This window comes from Photobacterium sp. 270122K (genome assembly GCF_059941365.1).
Genome location: NZ_JBPOEN010000003.1, coordinates 132,438 through 152,513, shown reverse-complemented (window position 1 = coordinate 152,513; position 20,076 = coordinate 132,438). Strand labels below are relative to the sequence as shown.

Here is a 20,076-nt window from a genome sequence, read left to right as displayed (position 1 = left end):
CATTCTATATTGTAACTTCTTATCATTTTTTAATAAGCAAATACAATGAATGCATACCCACAAAAGAGGCAATGCATGATGAAAGCTATGATTATTCGCGAGTTCGGTGGACCAGACGTTTTTGAATTGGCAGAGGTGCCTCAACCCTCCCTACAATCTGGTCAAGTACTTGTTAATGTTGCTGCAACCAGCGTGAATACGGTTGACATGATGATACGCCAGATGGGGACGGACTTACCGTTTTCACCCGCGCTTCCCGCCATTCTCGGTATGGATTTTGCCGGCACTATTGTCGCGATAGCTGAAGATGTGACGCAGTTTGCAGTGGGTGATGAAGTCTATGGCTGCGCGGGGGGACTTGGCGATTTACAAGGTACGCTGGCCGAATACATGCCCGCCGATGTGCGTTTAATTGCCCACAAACCGAAAAACCTGTCGATGCGTGAAGCCGCAGCCATTCCTTTGGTCGGGATCACCGCCTACGAAGGCTTAACCCGCGCAGGGACTTTCGAAGGACAAAAAGTGCTTGTCCATGGCGGGGCGGGCGGTGTAGGCCATATCGCCACACAACTTGCACGCCACTTCGGCGCAGACGTATTTGCCACGGTGGGCCGCGACGAGCATGTACCTTTGGTTGAAGGCTTGGGCGCCACGGTGATCAATTATAAAACAGAATCGATTGCCGACTATGTCGCGAAACACACTGGTGGCGCTGGGTTTGATGTGATTTTTGATTCTGTCGGTGGCGTAAACATTGCGGCTTCTTTTGAAGCGGCGAAGCTCAATGGCCAAGTGGCAACAACGGTTTCATTACTTGAGATGGATCTATCGACGGCACACATGAAAGGCCTCTCACTGCATGTGGTCTTTATGCTGCTTCCTATGATCCACAATGTACGTCGCGAAGAACACGGCGAAATTCTTGCAGAACTCTCGCACATTATAGAAGCTGGCGGATTACGCCCAATCCTTGATGCCCCAGAATTTACACTGACACAAATTGGGGATGCCCATGCTCGCCTTGCCAGCGGTCAAGCAACAGGGAAAGTCGTGGTGTCAGTTTCTTGATCTGGCTTGCCATCATCATAGGGTTAGGACGCATTGTCGTCCTTCCCTTCCACCAAAAAGTGATGGCTGTCGGACCCTTCTGTGCGTGCTTGCAAGTACGGGGAATAATCCGGATCGGCCATAAAATCAAGCGCGGCGGCTTTGGATGGCCATTCAATGATCACCTGCACGGCGGCATTATCCCCTTCTCCTTCCAAGCGTTCAAAGCTTGATGTTCGCGCCAAATACTGGCCGCCATATTTCGCCACCGCTTTATTGGCATTTTCCACATAATCGGTCATCCAATCATGGGAGGTCGGTGTCACACTAATAACGGAATAATATGCCATACCTATACCTTTCATCGGTCATTGAACAAACGTTCTTTCAATAATATGCCGGATAACCAAAATGTGTGAACTACCGTACAGCACCGTTTTTCTAACCACGTATTATCAGCGTGATTTTTCTTTGAAAGGGTATGACAACAACCATGCAACAGCCTGTTTTTATTCCGATTGATTACGATATATGGTCACGAAAAGAGACCTTTGAACTATTTTCCACCGCGCGTAAATGCACCTTTGATATTGCCGCTAACATCACGGTCACAGCACTCAAGGCCTACAGCCATCAGCAACAGGTGCCATTCTCTACATTAATGACATTTTGCATCAGTCAGGTTATTAACAGTCACCCCAATTTTCGTACCGAAGTGAATGCCGAAGGCACATTAGGCTACTGGGATACCTTACATCCGCTGTATACCATCCCTACGCAAGATGAAGAACGCTTTACGCATGTGATGACGCCGTACACGCCAGACTCCGCAGTCTTTACCGCACGCATGCAGCAGGACACGGTGCAATACGCCACCGCGACAACGCTCTATCCGCAAGCCCCTTTACCTGCCAATATTTTTGCGATAACCACCCTGCCTTGGGTCACGTTTACCAGCATCAGCTATAACGTGTACGGTGACGGTAACTACATGATCCCGTTTGTAACGGTAGGGAAATATCAAGATATGAACGGGCAGCTTCAACTGCCCGTGAGTGTGCAATTCCATCACGCGACTTGCGATGGTTTTCATGCGGGGTTGTTCTTTGAACGGCTACAGGCGGCTATCGACCAATTTGCGGTGTAACCTTTCCCATAGAAAATGAAAAAACAATAGAATACGAAAGAACACGCTGTCGTTGGTGCTCTACATATATGGCACTGCCGGCGTGCTGGTGTCGAGTTTATTATCGGTAAAGGTTTCATGGTAAATCTGCATGAAATCTTCCCGAATACGCTGCTCTAAATGGGTCGCCATTTCTGTCGGACAGAACAACATCACATGCACCAATTGCTCGCCTGTCGGTGTCGTTGAAATGTGTACATGCGGCTCAGAGCCCGGTAAATCGACCCCAGCATGCTTTTCAATCACGCTGTTATAGCGTCGCGCCACCTCAATAAACTCCTCACAGTGCCCTTCGATTTGCTCAATCATCTCTGGCACGATCAAAAACAGGTTCACAAAATCCCTAACCGTGATCGAGAAGCTATGGTAGACATACCGCTTCATGAAATTGAGGTTTTTGACCGGATAGGTGAAGAACATGCTGTTAGGTAAGGTCACCGTTTTACCTGTGAAATGGTATTGGCCGTGGTAAAGATCGATTTCTTGGATCACCGTGGCCATCATATTGTGCTCAATCACCTCGCCGCACACCTTGCCCACTTCGATCCAGTCACCGATACGGAACGAACGCGCACTGGCGCGCTGAATAGAACCGGTAAAACACAAAATGATTTCTTTCGATGCCACCACAATCGCGACCGCAATGGCCGTTAATGACAGCGCAAATTCACTGATCTCTGACTGCCAGAGAATAAACAGGGTGATCACGATAAGGCCGAACGTACCGTTTTTGGTGCGTGACATCCATTTACGTTGATGTTCAGAGATAAACGCCACATCGCCGCGTATCTGTGACAACGCCACACGCCGCAGCAGTAGCACGATCGCCATAAACAATAGGCTTAATATCACTTTATGTGCCATCAGAAAGTTGATGACAATCATTACCTCTTTCACACTTTATCCCTTCTTTACCGCTTAACAGTACCGACCGTCGATATCGGCACCGTTAATACATCTCTCAGTATTGAAACGTAACGTTCCCATACATCTGGCGAGAGATCCACCCGACATCCCGAATTAATGCGCTTTTTCATCTAATGGAATGAAAAATCAACACAATAACCTCACAGGTTCCGCATTATTACTTGCTATCACCTACCCTGCCCATTACCGTATTTGTATACCCTACTGAGTGCTGACCGGTGCCATGAAAAGCTGTGATAAAAACGCTGCAATGAACACGCGCTACCAACCGCTGTTTGATAATGATAATCCTCCCAGTGATATTTTTTTTGGCCACGAGGTCTTTTTACCCAATACCACGACGCCGAATCACAGTCATCCGTGGGGGCAGTTACAGGTGATCAATGGCGGGATTTTGGAACTAAAGGCCGAAAAGAAGCTATTTCTGTCACCATCGCAATACGCGGTTTGGGTGCCTGCAGGGGTACGGCACGAAAGCTACATTCGCCGTAGCCTCAATTACTGCTCCATGAATATTATCGATACGCTGGCCAAACCCTTGCCAGATTACACCTGTTTATTGGAAGTCAGCCCGATCATGGAAGCGATCATCAACGACTTCAAAGCCCGTTGCATTGCCGTACCGGAAACCGAGCAAGATAAACGATTAGCCAATGTGTTGTTAGATCAGGTTTACCAAGCCAAAGAACACGAACAATTTTTGCCATCCAGTAATGACAAACTCTTAAAACCGATTTTGAAAGCAATGGACCACAACCCCACCAACGAAAAATCCCTCAAAGAGTGGGCAGAAGAATTGCACACCACAGAGCGCACCTTGGCGCGCCACTGTCAGGATAAATTGGGAATGAGCTTTACCGAATGGCGTCAGCGACGCAAGTTCCTCTACGCTTTGCATTTACTGCGTAAAGGACTCTCAGTTAAAGAAATTGCCTTAACCTTGGGATACCACCAAGCCTCACCGTTTATTGCCTTGTTTAAACGCCATGCGGCGTGTACCCCAGAGCAGTATCGCCAACGATTCTATCCCCGTAGTGATCCTCACGCTGGCGAACCGAGATAAACGCTCCCTACCGATTGGTCATGCAGGGCCAATTACAAGCAGGATGATAGCGCTTCTTTATCTTCATCCATCTCAATGGTGCGAATTGGCGCGGCGGGCGCCCCCACACACACGGTATTCGCAGGCAGGTCTTTAACCACGACGCTGCCCGCCCCAACCACGACATTATCGCCAATCGTCACGCCCGGACACACGGTGACATTGGCACCCAGCCAGACGTTATGACCAATGGTAATGGCGTGGGCAAATTCCATCCCCGTTGCACGCGCAATCGGATCTAACGGATGTCCCGGTGTCGCAATCACCACACTCGGCGCCAACAGGCAGTTATCACCAATCGTCACAGAAGCACAATCAAGAATGGTGCAACCGTGGTTGGCATAAAACCCCTTACCCACTTTCAGGTTATAACCAAAATCGCAATTAAACGGTGACTCAATCCACGCATCGGTGTCTTGTTGCAGTAACTGATTAATAATAGCCTGACGTGCCGGTTTATCTGTCGGGCAGGTCTGGTTTAACGCAAAGCACAACTTCTTCGCTTGTTGGCGGTCATGCGTCAACGCTGCATCCCATGTTTCATACAGTTCGCCCGCCAACATTTTTTCTTTTTCTGTTTTCACTGTCTCAGTCCTAACAACATGCTAATGCCACGTACATTGATTACTTCACCCCATTATCAAGATCAATGCCTTGAAAAGAGATGGCTTTTTTACGTATATCGGCATTAAAACAATAAAAGGTTAACGGGATCACATTCGGTGAGCCCGCTAAATAGCGGGGAAGGCGACGGGCAAAATAGTGCTTATGCTGTTTTCTTCTCTCTGTCTGTTTCTCAGCGCACAAAACGGATGTTTTTACTATTGTGTGATCATTGTCATTACGCCAAGTGACTGATTTTTTATTCTAAGTATGAGCTAGATCTTAGGATTATTATTTCAAAAATGACGAACATCAAAGTGGAGAATTTCATTTCTGCATTCCCCTAAATTAAGCAAAAAGTTCCTCATTATTCCCTGTTTTGCAGGAAACTTAGAAAGCTTTTCCCTTCTTGATCGCACTAATATGCCTGCGAAGAAAATAATGATAAAACGTCTCCAATTCCTTTGTCGTACTACTAAAAAGGCCAATTGGGGAATATAACCCTACATGGAGCAGCTATGAGCATGCATACAGACGCCATTAATGGCTCACCAAAAAACGTACCCCCTCACGTCAAAGCCGGCATGTCTGAGACGGAATGGAAAAAAGCAATTAAGTTCGACAATGTGGATGTGGGCTGGATCGTGATGAGTATTGGTATGGCCATTGGTGCCGGTATCGTATTCCTTCCTGTTCAAGTGGGTATCATGGGTCTGTGGGTATTCTTGCTCTCTTCCGTGATTGGCTACCCGGCAATGTATCTGTTCCAAAAACTCTTTATTAACACCTTGGCGGAATCGAAAGAATGTAAAGACTACCCGGCCATCATTTCGGGTTACTTAGGTAAAAACTGGGGTGTCGCACTGGGTGTGCTGTACTTCATTATGCTGGTTATTTGGGTACTGGTGTACTCATTGGCGGTCACCAACGACAGTTCTTCATACTTGCACTCTTTCGGTGTGACAGAAGGCCACTTAAATGAAAACATGTTCTACGGCCTAGCGTTGATCTGTGTGCTGTCGTTCATTGGTAGTAAAGGCGAGAAACTGCTGTTTAAACTGTCTGGCTTTATGGCGGTAACGGTACTGTCGCTGGTTGCGGTCATGGGCTTGCTGCTTGTCGGCCGTTGGGACATGGCGAACATCCCTGAAGTGGGCAGCTTCCTGCCGATGCTGAAAGACGCCATTATCACACTACCTTTTACGCTGACATCTATTCTGTTTATTCAATCTCTCAGCCCAATGGTGATTTCTTACCGTTCACACGAAACATCGATTGAAGTCGCTCGCTACAAAGCCAACCGTGCAATGAAAGTGGCGTTCTCTATCCTGTTTGTGGTGGTGTTCTTCTTCGCGGTTTCCTTTACGTTCGCGATTAGCCAAGAGCAAGCGGTAGACGCAATGAACCGTAACGTGTCTGCACTGGCTATCATTGCACACTACTACGCAGGCAGTTGGGCGACGGTAACGGGTATCGTGATCAACATCTTCGCTGTAGTAACGTCATTCTTCGGGGTGTTCTTGGCCTTCCGTGAAGCGTGTAAGGGTCTGGCAATGAACCTACTTCAGCGTAAATACAAAGCAGAAGAGATCAATGAAGACTTGGTAAGTAAAGGCGTGGTGGCCTTCATCATCCTACTGGCTTGGTCTGCGATTGCACTGAATGCCCCTATTCTGTCATTCACGTCTATCTGTAGCCCAGTGTTCGGTATGGTGGGTTGTTTGATTCCGGCTTACCTAGTACACAAAGTACCTGAATTGCACCAGTACAAAGGCATGGCGACGAACTTAATCATCGCAACGGGTATCTTGCTATGTATCTCACCGCTGCTTGCTTTCATCTAAGTGTGAATTAAGTGATATCAACGAACAAGGCCCACCCTGTGTGGGCCTTGTTGTTTCTTCGCCGCCTTATCCCTCACAATCATAACCCGTCTCTTTTGAACCATCAGTTAGCGGTTTTCTCCCCTCTTTTTTTATGCGCTGACATGCCAATCACGTAGACCATTTTTACTATAACGCTCGTCCCAGTCTGGAAATTATTGCGCCACTTCACAGTTCCCCGCTGCCATGAATGTGACCCCGTTAACACTGTTATTTTCGGCCATTTTTCACTGCACTTTGCCACTCAATCTTGACTCGTGAGTCTCTTTTCAAATTTTCATGTTCGTTGCTTTCATCGATCAACAACAAAAAGACGTCGCTCGCACTTATCCATTTTGACGTAAAAAATCCGCACACAAACCACCCCACTATCAATAGCCACTTTTTAGTTAATATCACCACCAGGAAGTAAGATCACATAAACAACCAAAACTAAACACCTGATTTATCTTAAAATCCAGACGTTAAAACCAAAACAATCAAGTGCATGGCGAATTAAGCCTTGTTATATATTGAGAGAGTTACGTACTACCTGTGCTATGAAAAAACGGACTCGGACCTTTGTATACATGTTGGTTCACTTCCGCCCCATTCATCCAAGGCGTTATGTTTGACGTTACGCATGATTGGGCAGAAGGCATATAGACCCGCAAGCGATCATACAGGTTGATAACTCGGCCCAAGGGAATAGCACAAAAACGACATGCACTTTTTTAAAGGAATATTTACATGTTGAAAATGAAACATTTAGCTGTACTCGTGGGCTGTACGCTTGCGACAAGCAGCTTTGCGATGAACATTCAACCTGACCCGGAAAATCCAGGCGGTTTCGTGATTCCTCGCGCAGACATTGAAGCGGCAGAAAAAGCCAAAACCAATGACCCAATGTACGCCGTTTGGGCGAAGGCATTGGAAACCCTAGACAATGCTAAGGTAGAAGCGATCCTGCCTGGCCTTGCTTCTAACCCTGTGAACGTTATTCGTGCTGAGAAAGTTTTCCCTGAAACAGAGTGGGATTTCTTAACCGGCATGGCTGCACCAGAATACACCTATACCCGCTTCCTACGTGCGATTGGTAAATTTCCTGCGTTCTGTGGCGATTACACTGACGGCCGAGATTCGGATGCGATTTGTAAAAAATCCATCATCACGGCGTTTGCGCACTTTGCACAAGAAACCGGTGGTCACATTGCTATCGACAATACATGGGACAACCCTGAAGGCCTAGAAGAGTGGCAGCAGGCGTTGGTTCACGTACGTGAAATGGGTTGGGCAGAAGGCCAACCGGGTTACACCACAGGCTGTGGTGGTAACGATTGGCAAAACCGTAAGTGGCCTTGTGCAGACGGTCAGGGATATTTCGGCCGTGGTGCAAAACAACTTTCTTACCACTTTAACTACGGCGCCTTCTCTGAAGCCATGTACGCCGGTGATGCCACCGTCCTACTGAACAATCCTGCTCTTGTTGCGGATTCTTGGTTGAACCTAGCATCTGCAATCTGGTTCTTCCTCACACCACAGGCACCAAAACCGGCGATGCTGCACGTTATCGACCGTACTTGGACACCGTCTCAGCGTGAAAAAGACGCGGGCATTGGTTACGGCTTCGGTACCACGATCAACGTGATCAACGGTGGTATTGAGTGTGGTGAGCAGAATAAAGACAAAGGTCAACCTGTTAACCGTATCCGTTACTGGGAAGGTCTACAGAATCACTACCAAATCCCTGTGGAAGCCGACGAAGTCAACACCTGTTGGCAGCAGTTGCCATACGGTAGCTTGAACCTAAACGGCGCAACCGATGTGCTGTACACCAACTGGGAAGCTGACTACAAATACCATTCTGACCGTCCTGGCGGTGTATCGTTTGAATGTAAGCTAGTGGGCTACCAAACCGCTTACTCTTCGCTGGTGAAAGGTGACTACGAGAAGTGTGTGACGGATGTCTATGATGCACAAATCAGCTGGCCTGACGTACGTGTCATCGATGGTCCTATTGATCCAGGGCCGGGCCCGGGTCCAGGCCCTGATCCAGATCCGGACCCAAGCGACTTCCCTGCCTGGGAAGCCACTAAAGTGTACACCGGTGGCGACAAAGTGAGCCACAAAGGCGCGAACTACGAAGCCAAGTGGTGGACACAAGGTGACGACCCAACAAAAGCGGGTCCTTGGAAGCAGATTGGCGGCACAACCCCACCTGTTGAACCACCGATTGATCCGCCAGTAGAGCCACCCGTAGACCCAATTCCGCCACCGGTTGAGCCACCAATTGATCCACCTGTCGAGCCACCGGTTGACCCTATTCCGCCACCAGCCGGTGTCACTGAATGGGTTGCAGGCCAAACAAAGGTAAGCAACGGTGACATGGTCACTAACGTAGGTAAATGTTTTGTCGCCAAGAACAACCCTGGCGTTTGGGAATCTCCAACCGCGAGTAACTGGTTCTGGGATGAAGTACCTTGTAGCTAATCAGCCGTTATTCTGATTGATAGACAAAGGGACGCGATTGCGCGTCCCTTTTATTACGACTGAAACTGTTCCCGCAACCAATGCCGCACGGTCAGCACCCCTTCATCTTTGAGCTTTTCTTTGGCACAAATCCAATAAAACGCCTGATGCGGGTTAAGCACCGCCTCACCCACCTGTACCAACATGCCATGTTTAATATCATCTTTGACAAATTGCTGATGGGTAATGAGCACACCTAAGCGCCTAATCGCCGCCTGCACAGCATGAATAGAGGCATGAAAAGACAGATTTTTCTGCTGTTCAGGTACCGCTACATCGTGCGCCTGACACCACACTTCCCAGTCTTTTTGCCGTCTTGGGTGCGTCGCAAAAATTGCCGGATATTGGGCTAACAAGGCCGATAACAAATCACCGGTATCTTGCATTGCATCGTATATGCCATTGGAAACGGTATCCTTTAGCCCTTCTAACAAGTGGGGACTGCACACCATGATCAGGGCATCATCGCCTAACTTTTCGCAATAATCGCCCTGCCATTCGTCCGGCAAACCATGCAATAGCGCGACATCGACCCCTTCATGATCCAAATCGAATACACCCAGAATATTGGAAATACGCACATCAATATGCGGCGCGTAAGCCTGAAAATCCGATACATTGGGGATCCACCAATGCAACGCCAAAGAATGCACCATATTGACGGTCAATCGGTGACTATGGGTTTGACGGGCTATCGACTCACTCGCCTCCACAATTTGAGTGAGTGCGGGTGCCACTTTGCGGTAATACTTTCGACCTTGGGCATTGAGTTCAACCCGCCGCCCAACGCGACGAAATAGCACCACACCCAATTGCGTTTCAAGCGACTTGATGGCCTGACTGACTGCCGAATGACTGACACTCAGATGCTGTGCGGCCTCACTCATGCTACCCAACTCGGCTACCGCCACAAATGCATAAATCGACTTTAATGGAACGAGCTTTCTCATGCTTGATCATCTGTCAGTTTTTCTTATGAATTCCGTAAGTATTACTCGCTTTTTTATCAACGGCAATCTCACTACACTGAGCTTAAAACGTGTATCACAGTACGAGGCACAACCACTTCCTCGACGCAAGAACCCTCACAGAGGAACCCCATGCCCAACGATCTACGAGCCGTTATTTTCATGCTTATCTCCACCTTCAGCCTCTCTCTCAATGGCTTGATGGGGAAAGTGCTCAGCCAAAGTTTTAGCACCGATATCCTGGGTTTTCTTCGCTTTTTCCTGCCTGCACTCATCATGTTAGGCATACTGGCCTATCAAGGTTGGGCCTTCCCGACCCGCAACACAGCGCGCCCTATTATTATTCGTGCGTTATGTGTGGTGGGCAGCCAAATGTGTTTCCTCTATGCATTAACCACGTTAACACTGGTCGAGAGTGTGGTGTTGTTTAGCACTGGTCCTCTATTCATCCCTGTTTTAGAAAAACTGTTATATCGCACGCCCCTGAAAGGCATTACTTTGTTCTGCTTAGGAATGACCTTTTGCGGCGTGATCTTACAAGCGGGCGGAACCGGCGACATGGCGATGCGTCCCGAATTATTGACCGGACTCGCGGCCGGATTGTTCAATGCCTTGTCGCAAGTCACCTTGTTCAAAGGGGCTAAATCCGGCTTGCCGTCAGCAGCAGTGAATGGCTGGTGCTTCCTGCTCGCGGCACTTATCATTGCACCGTTCGCCAGTATGACGACCTTTCAGCAAGGTGGCCTCGTGTTACCCGATGCGCCACTCACTACGGCAGCCATTCTCACCGGCGTCACGGTGCTTGCGCTCAGCATTGCCAGCACGCAAATGTTTCGTGTGATGGCCTATAAACTGGCCCATTCTGGCTCGCAATTATCCCCGCTGATCTTCACCAATTTGGTGTTCGCCTTCATCTGGCAAATCAGCTTTTTCAACGATACCCTCAGCCAAAGCAAAATCTTGGGGATCGGATTAATTGTACTGGCGACGCTGATCAATACCCTTGTTCCACGCTGGCAGGCAAAACAAACGCAGCGTATGGCGTAGTTCGCTTTCAGGTCTGAGCCAATTAACAGATATAAAAAAACGGGTTTCCGAAGAAACCCGTTTGATTTGCTCAATTAGCAATAAAAGTGACTCAAATTAAGGCTTTCACTTTTAGCCCCTATCACGATCAATTTCTAACTGGTAAGCTACTAATGCTTTCTGGTCCCTTTTTAGGTTTTTCTAGACCCATTGTTGATAGCATAGACAAGCCTTTTCCGCTTTCAATAATACCGCCCATGTATGACTTAGTTCCATCCGCGTTCGTAGTCGATGACTGCCCTACGTTCCACTGTGTGAAGAAATCAGCAAGATCATAGTTTGACACGTAAGAAGCACACACCATCAGAAGGTCGCTACCAGATAAGCCTGTGTCGCGAGAGCTACAGTAATTCATCTCAGCATCTCCCTGCACATCACCGCGCGCTTTACGATGCATCAGTTTGAACATATTCCAACCTTGATCTTGGTTGTAAATATCAGGTTTCTTTGTATCTTCTTCATACCAATTATTAATCTGAAAGTGCGTTTCAGCCCAGATCTTCAACTGACCAAACATAACCAAACGTAACCCGGCATCACCATGAGCCCATGCTTTTTCCGGATTTGATGCCAACCAAGCAGGCGCTTTCGTGATATCTTTTTTAATACGATCCATTTCTGGATTAGCATTACGTCCTTCTAACTCTTGCATATATAAAGCAAGAATGTTGTTAGTCACTTCCGTAGACCCCGCCACACTGAACGGTGCTGCTGCCAAGTTATGCCCTACTTCATGCCATAATAACCAGTCATCCACCGCATTGGTTGGAATACTACTTGAGTTCGCATTAAATGAGCTGCTCATTACTGGGTAGCCCGAGTGCGCGGCGCCAATCGATATTTGTACATCATTGACAAAGCGATGACGGAAACCTTTCAACGCATCATAAGTAAATTTACGATGAGCACCATCATCAGTCTCAGCATCACGTCCATAGAAAGCACTCGCCGCATTAGCAAATCGATTCATATCATCAATAAACTGATCTACATTACCAGATGTAACATTCGATACTGGTGTTGTATAAATAAAGTGACCTGTATCAATCTCAGCAATAGGTGCAGTCGCTTCAGAAGGGTGATTTACCCACTCCCCATTTTTGTACCATGCCGCTTTTTCAACGCCATTGATGGTAAATGTTGCCTCTGTATTTTCACCCTGTAACTTATCCAATGGCTTGATATAAATCAGACCACCATAAGGTACTTTAAACGTTGTAGTATCACCTTCATGCTTAAATGACTTCTCCATACGCGGAGGGCGATTCAAGCTAAGTTCGTGTTGTGGTTTACCCGTTAGATCATCCGCCAACATCACAGTAATAGTTGCTTTAACGCTACCGGTTACCGTGATATTTTTAAGTTGCGGAGCCCACATACCCGTTGATTGCATGTTGTTGGCTGTGCCAATTACCGCATTGCCTGCAGTTTCGATTTTGACCGAACCCGATGATGCCGCCCCTGTACCACGCATTGGGTAAGTTGAAGTGTCAACCGTTATGTCATAATCCCAGAACGAACGACCGAGCATAATTCGAGTTAGCGGCATTTCCATATAGTTCAGCGGATAATCAAGGTTCAGTTCTCCATCTTCATTGATCATGCGCTTCGCAACTAGTAGTTCACGCATATCAGTCGGGCAAGTTAAACCAGCTCCATGTTTATTATCTGTATAGCAATTTAGGTATGAGACAAGAGTTTTAAATCCTAGTTCATCTTGAGACGCGGTTTCATCATAAGCATATTGGTTATCATTCCATAACCATACAGACAAATTATCGTATGTTTGGTTTAATTCAACGTTACTTAAACGAACGCCCTCTTTCCCCTCAGTGCGATAATAGATCTCATGATCTGCTAGTGACTGAATATTGTCACCAATATTTGCAGCCTTAATCATACCTTTAACATCGACGCCATAACGGTCATAGTCAGCACGACGGAAATTACCTCTAACCCTATCTCCTGTCCCCTCACGGATTTCGATACAGTTGAACTCATACTGATAAGAGCTCGTGCACAGCGGGGTATCTGCGAAATGTTTCTTTAGTGTAGCAATAGCGCTCGCTTCTTCTTCAGGAGTAGAGACAAAAAACTGAGCGTTCTGCGTCTTACCGTCTTTATCAACATAAGTCGGAATATACAACTCTAATCCAAACATATCGACAGGGCTTGCCCAAGAGGTTGTGCCGTCTTCGTTCACCTCAAACGGAGGTTCACCAGATGCCATATCGTCATATCGCTCAAGAACAACCATTTTCAGGCCATCTTTTACGTGTACGTTAGTTTTTTTCGGCTGACCGCCACACCATTGACCTGAATCACAAAGTGTTTGGTTAGTCGGTAGCACGTTCTCCCCCCCCAGCGAAACACCTGCAGCATCCGCTAAGCGACCAATAGGCTCTGGATTTATCTCCGTGAGACCATCCATAAACACAACGTTACCCCCTTCATTTATATACTCAATGAGGTCAGTCACATCTTGTTGCGTAAGCTTCGGTTGGTTTAAATCAGCCACAATCTCATGCTGACCCGTAACAATCTCATACGCTTGTAGCAATAAGATCGGAGTTGTCTTCGGGGACAATCCTCCAAAACTACCAGTGCTTAATTCCTGAACGCTGCTAAAACCGTAATCGTCACTGACAAAAAAATCATACCGCGTACCATCAACGATGTTCGCTACCGTTATTGCTGCTCGATCAATATTAGTTGCAATAGCAATATTCTCATTTACAGACATCCATTTGAACATATTAGAGAAGAAACGCTTCATATCTCCATTGTCATAGCGGGAGTCTGTTGTAGGATCGGTAATGCCACTTGCTACACACTGTTTCGTTGATTTATTTGGTGTCAATTCATTATGAGAGTTAGCCCAATAGTTATCGGGACAACTCAAGATTGCCGGATACATTGAGCTTCCCATGAACACCACTTTACCATCACCAATTTCACCAGCCGTCACAAATGGGAAACCATAAGTAGTGTTATCACTAGAAACAAAAGGTATTGGTTTAACTTCAATGGTTGGATGTGTGGCGATGTAGGGCTTACCTTCACGTGTCCACGCTTGCGGCTCACCTATAGGTACACGGCGATTGATATCATTACGTGGCATCATCACCGGAAATGCACGGTTAGACATGTTCAACGCACGATATCCTCGCGTAAAACCTGTTGCCCCGTAATAACCATAACTATCATTAAATACGTGGAACATCTTCACATTATTAAATATCGCATTTAATGAATCAGTGACGTAGGTTGAATCCGACAACGCTGAATATACATGTATCGTATCAAAAATAGTTGATTCTTTTTTGTTTAACTCAGAGTCAATTAAAGCCGTTAAACCCTTTTCAAATTGCCCCTCAAATTCATTCGGAATCTGGAATTTAGTGCCTTCAATCACACCACCATTAGGTAAATTTAGATTGATCAATTCATTAATCACGTTTGGATACTGAGCAAAAACAAATTTTACGTCATCAGAAATTTTGACTACATCAGCCCCCATTGAAGGCGCATAACGTTCTAACAATGCCTGAATATTATCTTTACGTATCTTGTTTTCTGTAACATCCGTCAGCTTGAATTCAAATTTATTACCCTTCACCGAGCCGAAATCAAACGTATCAATGCCAAATGTAATCGTATCGCCCCACAAGAATTGAAATAGGCCATACTCATCAGTAATACCACGTGCATTATTTGAATAGAAGCTCACACCAGCAATTGGTTTATTATTTGCGTCCAACAGGCGTGAATGAGTAAGCACTTGAGCTTCAACCGAAGGCTTATATGTTAACGTCTCTTCAGCTGTAGACGATACAAAATCACTGTTCAAATCATTACTGCCACCTGAAACAGCAGGAACAATGGAACCATCAACGTGACTTGACGGCGCATTATCAATTTTATCCGTTGCTTCTTCATCCTTTGACACTAAGTATTCAGCAACAGCTTCATCATCAGATAATTGAGCATAAATTTCTTCAATATCAATACTGTCAATTTCTTGCAAGCAGATCTTATTACCTGCAGGATTGCACGTATTAATTGACTGAAGTACCTTAGTGACATTATCACCATGGACTAATTTCAGGTCAAAAGAAGCGGGCAACAAATCTTTATCTGAACTTTCTTTTATCATTTCAGGGAATGGCGCGACAAAATGTCCAAGGTCAAGAGAACCATATAAACAGTCAAATGGCACACCCTGTTTGACTTCAAAGTTCCCAACCGTTAATTCTTCACCATTACAAGTTACGTTACCTATAATTTGCTTACCAGAAGCTAACAGAGAGCCAATATATATTTGCACAGGAACCACTGGCTTTTTATTTGGCAACACTTCAATCGTAATTTCTTGAGCGGCTACCAGTGAACTATCAGAAACAGTGACAGTAGCAAAAAAGCTGCCATATAGATCTGCAGGTGGCGTTATAATTAAGTCAGTATCTTTTAATGCAACCCAAGAGTAGTCACTAAAAACACCGTATTTTAAAATATCATCTTTATTTTTATCTGACGCTTTAATTGGTACGGTTATCCGATCTCCACTCTTCATCATCACTTCAGGGATTACCTCAATCACCGGCGCATGGTTTACTGCATCTGGATCCACAGGGATCATCGATGTAGCAACCTTCACCACAACTTTGGCTTTTGAAGTCGTCGTACCATCAGATACGGTCACCGTAAACGTGTAGTTACCACTATCTTTTGCTGACGGTGTGAAACGCAACAAACCACTTTGGCTAATTGAGACCCAACTTGGTTGACCGATTAAGCCATAACGCAGCGCATCCCCTTCTTTGTCAGAGGCACGCACTTGCACTTCTTTGGTTTCACCAACACGCAGCTTAATTTCAGTAATAGATGAAATGGATGGTGCAGTGTTTGCTTCCGGCACAACTGGCACTTCTGGTCCCATCGGATGATTATGCTCATCCTTACAACCCACGAGGGCTAAGGTGACTAACGTCGTCAGTAATAATTTTTTATGCATATTGAGCGTTTCGTTATATTTATGATGAAATAGGTTTAGAGTGATGAAAAACACATCTCATGCGTTTCAATCTCGCGTCACTTCAAACCCTAAAAACGGGTTATATAATCGCAGTATACATGCGAACAAACGGCATAAAAATCAGGCTAAAACCATCAAAATAGAGCCATTTACACATTAGCCATACCCATAAGGGATTCGTCAGCGCTTTTACTCTGCAATGTCAGTTATTCGACGCCCAAATACATAAAATAACATTTAAAATCATATCTTTAATTTGTAGGAATTATCCTACGCGCATTTGTGACAATATTTCGACACAGGTCGATAAAAATATATTGTTATACTGATTAAAATTAATCATTGATGTGTGCAAATATCGCAATAAAACGCTCTCTAACACATGTGTGATGTGTCCCTGACGTGACACAAAATACACGGCATAGATTGCATTTCTGATCAAAGCCACTCACAGTGTCGTTATGTTGGCCACACGCTGACACTTAACGCTCAACAAAAACGTTCAACAATAGATGATGCCTCATGAAACGAATCACCTTATTCACCCAGAAAAACTGCCCGCACTGTAAAGATGCCGAACGCTACATGACCGAAAAAGGCTACCCATTCCGCCGTGTGGATGTGGCTTCCCCTAGCGGACGCAAAGAATTTAACCAAACCGGCGCGCGTTCAGTGCCGGTTCTCAAGGTCGGTGATCGTGTATTGATTGGCTGGAACATGAAGCAATTTGAAAATCAGCTACGCGCGAAAGACTAAGTCTGCACGGTTCATACACGGCGAATGCATAAACAACGTGTACAAAAATGACGAGAATAAAAAAGCGGCCTCAGGATTACCCCTGAGGCCGCTTTCTGTTTAAGGCGCTCTCTGTTTACAGGCTAACTACTGATTCAGCCTTTACTGCTGACTATCAAAAACGTACGCGAAATGTTTTAGCCTGACACGGACGCAGCGCACCGAAGTGACATGCTGTCGTGTTCTGCTCGTCCAGCGCCACTTCATCCATGCGTGTTTCCACCCACTCAGTAACTGGTTGGCTAAAGGCCATACCATCGGTCAACGTGGTAGTTTCAGATGGGTTGTACACACGTAGAATCAAGGCGTTTTCATCTTCGGCTTTTTTCAGCACACTCAGTACCGCACCGGTCATGTCTTTGTTCAGCAGTGAATACGTTAACGGCAGATCCTGTTTGCCCACGTTCAGCTTCATCGCGTTATACGGGATCTTGTTGTAGCAAACAATTGGCGTCACGTTGTCACGCGCTTCAGCCATGATGTTGGCATCAATGTGGTTGCCCGCAAAACCAAACAGGGTGAAGTGACACACCAACTTGCCACGTACCTGCGAATCTGGCGTTGGGATCTTGATGCCAGAAGGACGCCCCGGACGCAGCAACAGGTTTTCTTTACCCAGTACCCCGATACCACGGAATAGCGTCAGTGCCAGCGAGTCTTTCTTGTCGCCGTCCTGTGACGCAATCACTTCAAACTCACGCAAGCCGTTCGACATGATTGCCATACCCGCTTTACCATTTTCCAGCGCTGCAAAGTTCATCAGCTGATAAACCGGCACGGGCGCTTCTTTCCAGCCCTCGGCTTCCCAGTTAGCCATTTCGCTGTCATCGACTGAACGGGTGATCAAACCAAACTGGTTATCGGCCACCACCGTTTCAGGGGTAAATGGCGTTGGGATCAACACACGTAAGCGGTGATCGTCGGCTTGGTTATCCAGCTCCATGCGTACTTCAATGCGGCGTGTGCCGGCTTTCAGTACCACCTGACACTGCACGTCAACGTAACCATCTTGGTTGCTGCGAGTTTCACGGGCTACCAAGTTGTCTGGCACCGCCATACGCAGTGCAATGTTAGCCACTGACTGGAAGCCTTCTTCGATGATTTCCGTTGTTGCCGCAAATTCATCCGAGTACAGCAACCATTCCTGACGTGATGGCGAGTAGTCGTATTCATCGCCGTCGTCAGAGCCGTCTTCCAAACGCAATACCTGATCAAACGTCTGCTCAGTCTCTTTATCAAAGATGCTCAGCGTGCCGTTTGCATTCACGGTGATACGGTAATATTCGTTTTCCATACACTCTGCAGTGGTGGCTGGCGCTTTCACAACGCCGTCGCGGTTGCCTTCAATGTGCAGAGTGGTGAAGCCCATTGCCGGTACTGGGTGCTTGATCTGAATATCAAACTCCATAAACGGATCGTAGTTACCGTAATGCACGATTTGACGGTCCACTTTACCCGGGTCAATTTCACGCTTGTCCTGAATAAAGTATTCCACTGGGTTGCCGTGCTCATCAAACAACGAGAAGCTCTGCGCACGAATGGTAATGGTGGTGTTGACCACGTCTTCACGGGCATACGGAGACAAATTGAACAGCGCCAATTTATCGCAGCCTTCGCGTGCAGGCATGTGATCAACAATTTTACGCTTGTAGAAGTTGATCAGGTTAGTCGCCATGTCATCCGCCAAAATGTAGCGATTCAAAATCTCAGCATGCACTTTGTCTGAACAACAACAGCCGATAGAATCGTGAGCATGGTTCTTCATGCTCTCTTTCCACATTTTCTCAATCAGACCGTGGTGGTATTCAAAGCCCAGTGTCCACGCAATGGCTGCCAATGGCTCAAGAATATTGACGATCTTGTTTTCCACTTCGGCGTGGATCAGTTTGATGTCCATACGCGTCGAAGAAATGGTACGGTGAACACGCATGTATTTACCGTCATTGAATTCGCCTTTTACCGTGTCTAGCTGATCGCGAACGGCTTCAATGCGCTCAAACACTTCTTCGTAGCGGCTCATCAGGAACTCGCGATCCGGGTAGATCTCGCGCAGCGTATCCATCACCTCAAAGATATTGTTCTGGATCGGCATCTGATCGTGACCATTTGGCAACAGGATATCTTTGGTCACTGACGGTTTTTCTAGTACTGGGAAGTATTTATCCAAACGGTCACGCAGGCCCGCTTCGTCTTCCGGCAGGTATTTACCGATCGCGTAACCCAATGGCAGCACCTGTGCGGTGACTTCACTGCCATCGTTACTTTGCCAGATAAACTCAGTTTTATCGGTACCGTGACGCTCTGAACAACCCCGCCAGAACATAGCGCGATCAATACCAAAGCCGTTATAAATCATTGGCAACTGTGAGCTCATCGAGAAAGAATCTGGCAGGTAACCAATCTTCATTGGCTCACCAAAGTTCAAACAATCGCGCATGCCGTACAGCATGTTGCGCACAATAGATTCACCGGAAACCTGCATGGTGTCAGTTTGTGAGTACCATGGGCCGATGATCAGTTTGCCTGCCTGCACCTGCGCACGCACGCGCTCGGTGTTTTCGGGTTTGATGGCGAAGTAGTCTTCCAGTACGGCGGTTTGGCCATCCAACACATAGAATTTGTAATCCGGATCTGACTCAAGACGAGCCAATATTTCTTCCATGTTATTCACGAGCAGAATGCGTGACTCTTCCGTCGTGAAATACCATTCACGGTCCCAGTGCATGTGTGGAGTAATATGAACGCGAGATGTAGCCATAATCTTTTTACCTGAATTTTGCTTTATGGTCGGACGCACGGCGTGTGCTCCCGACAAGAGTGTGTCGCCGGAGAAGTTATTGCCCTCCGACGGTGTAAATACTGTGACGTAACGTTACGCAGCGTGCTGGTCGTGCGTGCCTAGCGGTGTACTGATGTTGCTAGGCACACTGCACGGT

General features: G+C 46.7%; 13 protein-coding genes. 7 read left to right on the top strand and 6 right to left on the bottom strand.

Features of this window, described 5'->3' with window-relative positions:
- Window positions 1-75: 75 nt before the first annotated feature.
- The gene (locus ACSF8W_RS06740) at window positions 76-1,068 is read left to right on the top strand and encodes a zinc-dependent alcohol dehydrogenase family protein (protein WP_500846148.1); all 993 of its coding nucleotides are present in this window, start codon (window positions 76-78) and stop codon (window positions 1,066-1,068) included.
- 23 nt (window positions 1,069-1,091) lie between these two features.
- On the opposite strand, the gene ACSF8W_RS06735 is transcribed toward ACSF8W_RS06740, so the two are convergent.
- A complete protein-coding gene (locus tag ACSF8W_RS06735) occupies window positions 1,092-1,397 on the bottom strand; it encodes a DUF1330 domain-containing protein (protein ID WP_500846146.1) in 306 nt (101 codons plus the stop codon).
- A gap of 131 nt (window positions 1,398-1,528) precedes the next feature.
- Here ACSF8W_RS06735 and ACSF8W_RS06730 point away from each other — a divergent pair, with 131 nt between their 5' ends.
- On the top strand, window positions 1,529-2,194 hold the full coding sequence (locus tag ACSF8W_RS06730) for a CatA-like O-acetyltransferase (protein WP_500846144.1): 666 nt from the start codon (window positions 1,529-1,531) through the stop codon (window positions 2,192-2,194).
- Between the two features lie 60 nt (window positions 2,195-2,254).
- Here the strand turns inward: ACSF8W_RS06730 and ACSF8W_RS06725 are convergent, their stop codons facing one another.
- Window positions 2,255-3,118: a mechanosensitive ion channel family protein gene (locus ACSF8W_RS06725; protein ID WP_500846684.1), complete on the bottom strand. Its 864-nt coding sequence runs from the start codon at window positions 3,116-3,118 to the stop codon at window positions 2,255-2,257.
- A gap of 292 nt (window positions 3,119-3,410) precedes the next feature.
- On the opposite strand from ACSF8W_RS06725, the gene ACSF8W_RS06720 reads away from it, so the two are divergent.
- Window positions 3,411-4,223, top strand: coding sequence for an AraC family transcriptional regulator (locus ACSF8W_RS06720; RefSeq protein ID WP_500846682.1), 813 nt, complete (start codon window positions 3,411-3,413; stop codon window positions 4,221-4,223).
- Between the two features lie 32 nt (window positions 4,224-4,255).
- Here the strand turns inward: ACSF8W_RS06720 and ACSF8W_RS06715 are convergent, their stop codons facing one another.
- Window positions 4,256-4,846 (bottom strand): sugar O-acetyltransferase, encoded by a 591-nt coding sequence (locus ACSF8W_RS06715; RefSeq protein ID WP_500846142.1) that lies wholly within the window; start codon window positions 4,844-4,846, stop codon window positions 4,256-4,258.
- A gap of 543 nt (window positions 4,847-5,389) precedes the next feature.
- On the opposite strand from ACSF8W_RS06715, the gene ACSF8W_RS06710 reads away from it, so the two are divergent.
- Window positions 5,390-6,709 (top strand): SLC5/6 family protein, encoded by a 1,320-nt coding sequence (locus tag ACSF8W_RS06710; protein WP_428477257.1) that lies wholly within the window; start codon window positions 5,390-5,392, stop codon window positions 6,707-6,709.
- Window positions 6,710-7,477: 768 nt separating this feature from the next.
- Complete coding sequence (locus ACSF8W_RS06705; RefSeq protein ID WP_500846140.1) at window positions 7,478-9,217, top strand: chitinase; 1,740 nt, start codon at window positions 7,478-7,480, stop codon at window positions 9,215-9,217.
- A 53-nt stretch (window positions 9,218-9,270) separates the two neighbouring features.
- Here ACSF8W_RS06705 and ACSF8W_RS06700 read toward each other — a convergent pair whose 3' ends face one another.
- Window positions 9,271-10,206, bottom strand: coding sequence for a LysR family transcriptional regulator (locus ACSF8W_RS06700; RefSeq protein ID WP_500846138.1), 936 nt, complete (start codon window positions 10,204-10,206; stop codon window positions 9,271-9,273).
- 150 nt (window positions 10,207-10,356) lie between these two features.
- Between ACSF8W_RS06700 and ACSF8W_RS06695 the strand changes: the two genes are divergently transcribed.
- Window positions 10,357-11,271, top strand: coding sequence for a DMT family transporter (locus ACSF8W_RS06695; RefSeq protein ID WP_500846137.1), 915 nt, complete (start codon window positions 10,357-10,359; stop codon window positions 11,269-11,271).
- Between the two features lie 127 nt (window positions 11,272-11,398).
- Here ACSF8W_RS06695 and ACSF8W_RS06690 read toward each other — a convergent pair whose 3' ends face one another.
- Window positions 11,399-16,324, bottom strand: a complete 4,926-nt coding sequence (locus ACSF8W_RS06690) for an SslE/AcfD family lipoprotein zinc metalloprotease (RefSeq protein WP_500846135.1) — start codon at window positions 16,322-16,324, stop codon at window positions 11,399-11,401.
- A 543-nt stretch (window positions 16,325-16,867) separates the two neighbouring features.
- On the opposite strand from ACSF8W_RS06690, the gene ACSF8W_RS06685 reads away from it, so the two are divergent.
- Window positions 16,868-17,101 (top strand): glutaredoxin family protein, encoded by a 234-nt coding sequence (locus ACSF8W_RS06685; RefSeq protein ID WP_047876350.1) that lies wholly within the window; start codon window positions 16,868-16,870, stop codon window positions 17,099-17,101.
- Window positions 17,102-17,255: 154 nt separating this feature from the next.
- Here ACSF8W_RS06685 and mngB read toward each other — a convergent pair whose 3' ends face one another.
- The gene (gene mngB / locus ACSF8W_RS06680) at window positions 17,256-19,898 is read right to left on the bottom strand and encodes a mannosylglycerate hydrolase (protein WP_500846133.1); all 2,643 of its coding nucleotides are present in this window, start codon (window positions 19,896-19,898) and stop codon (window positions 17,256-17,258) included.
- Window positions 19,899-20,076: the final 178 nt, after the last annotated feature.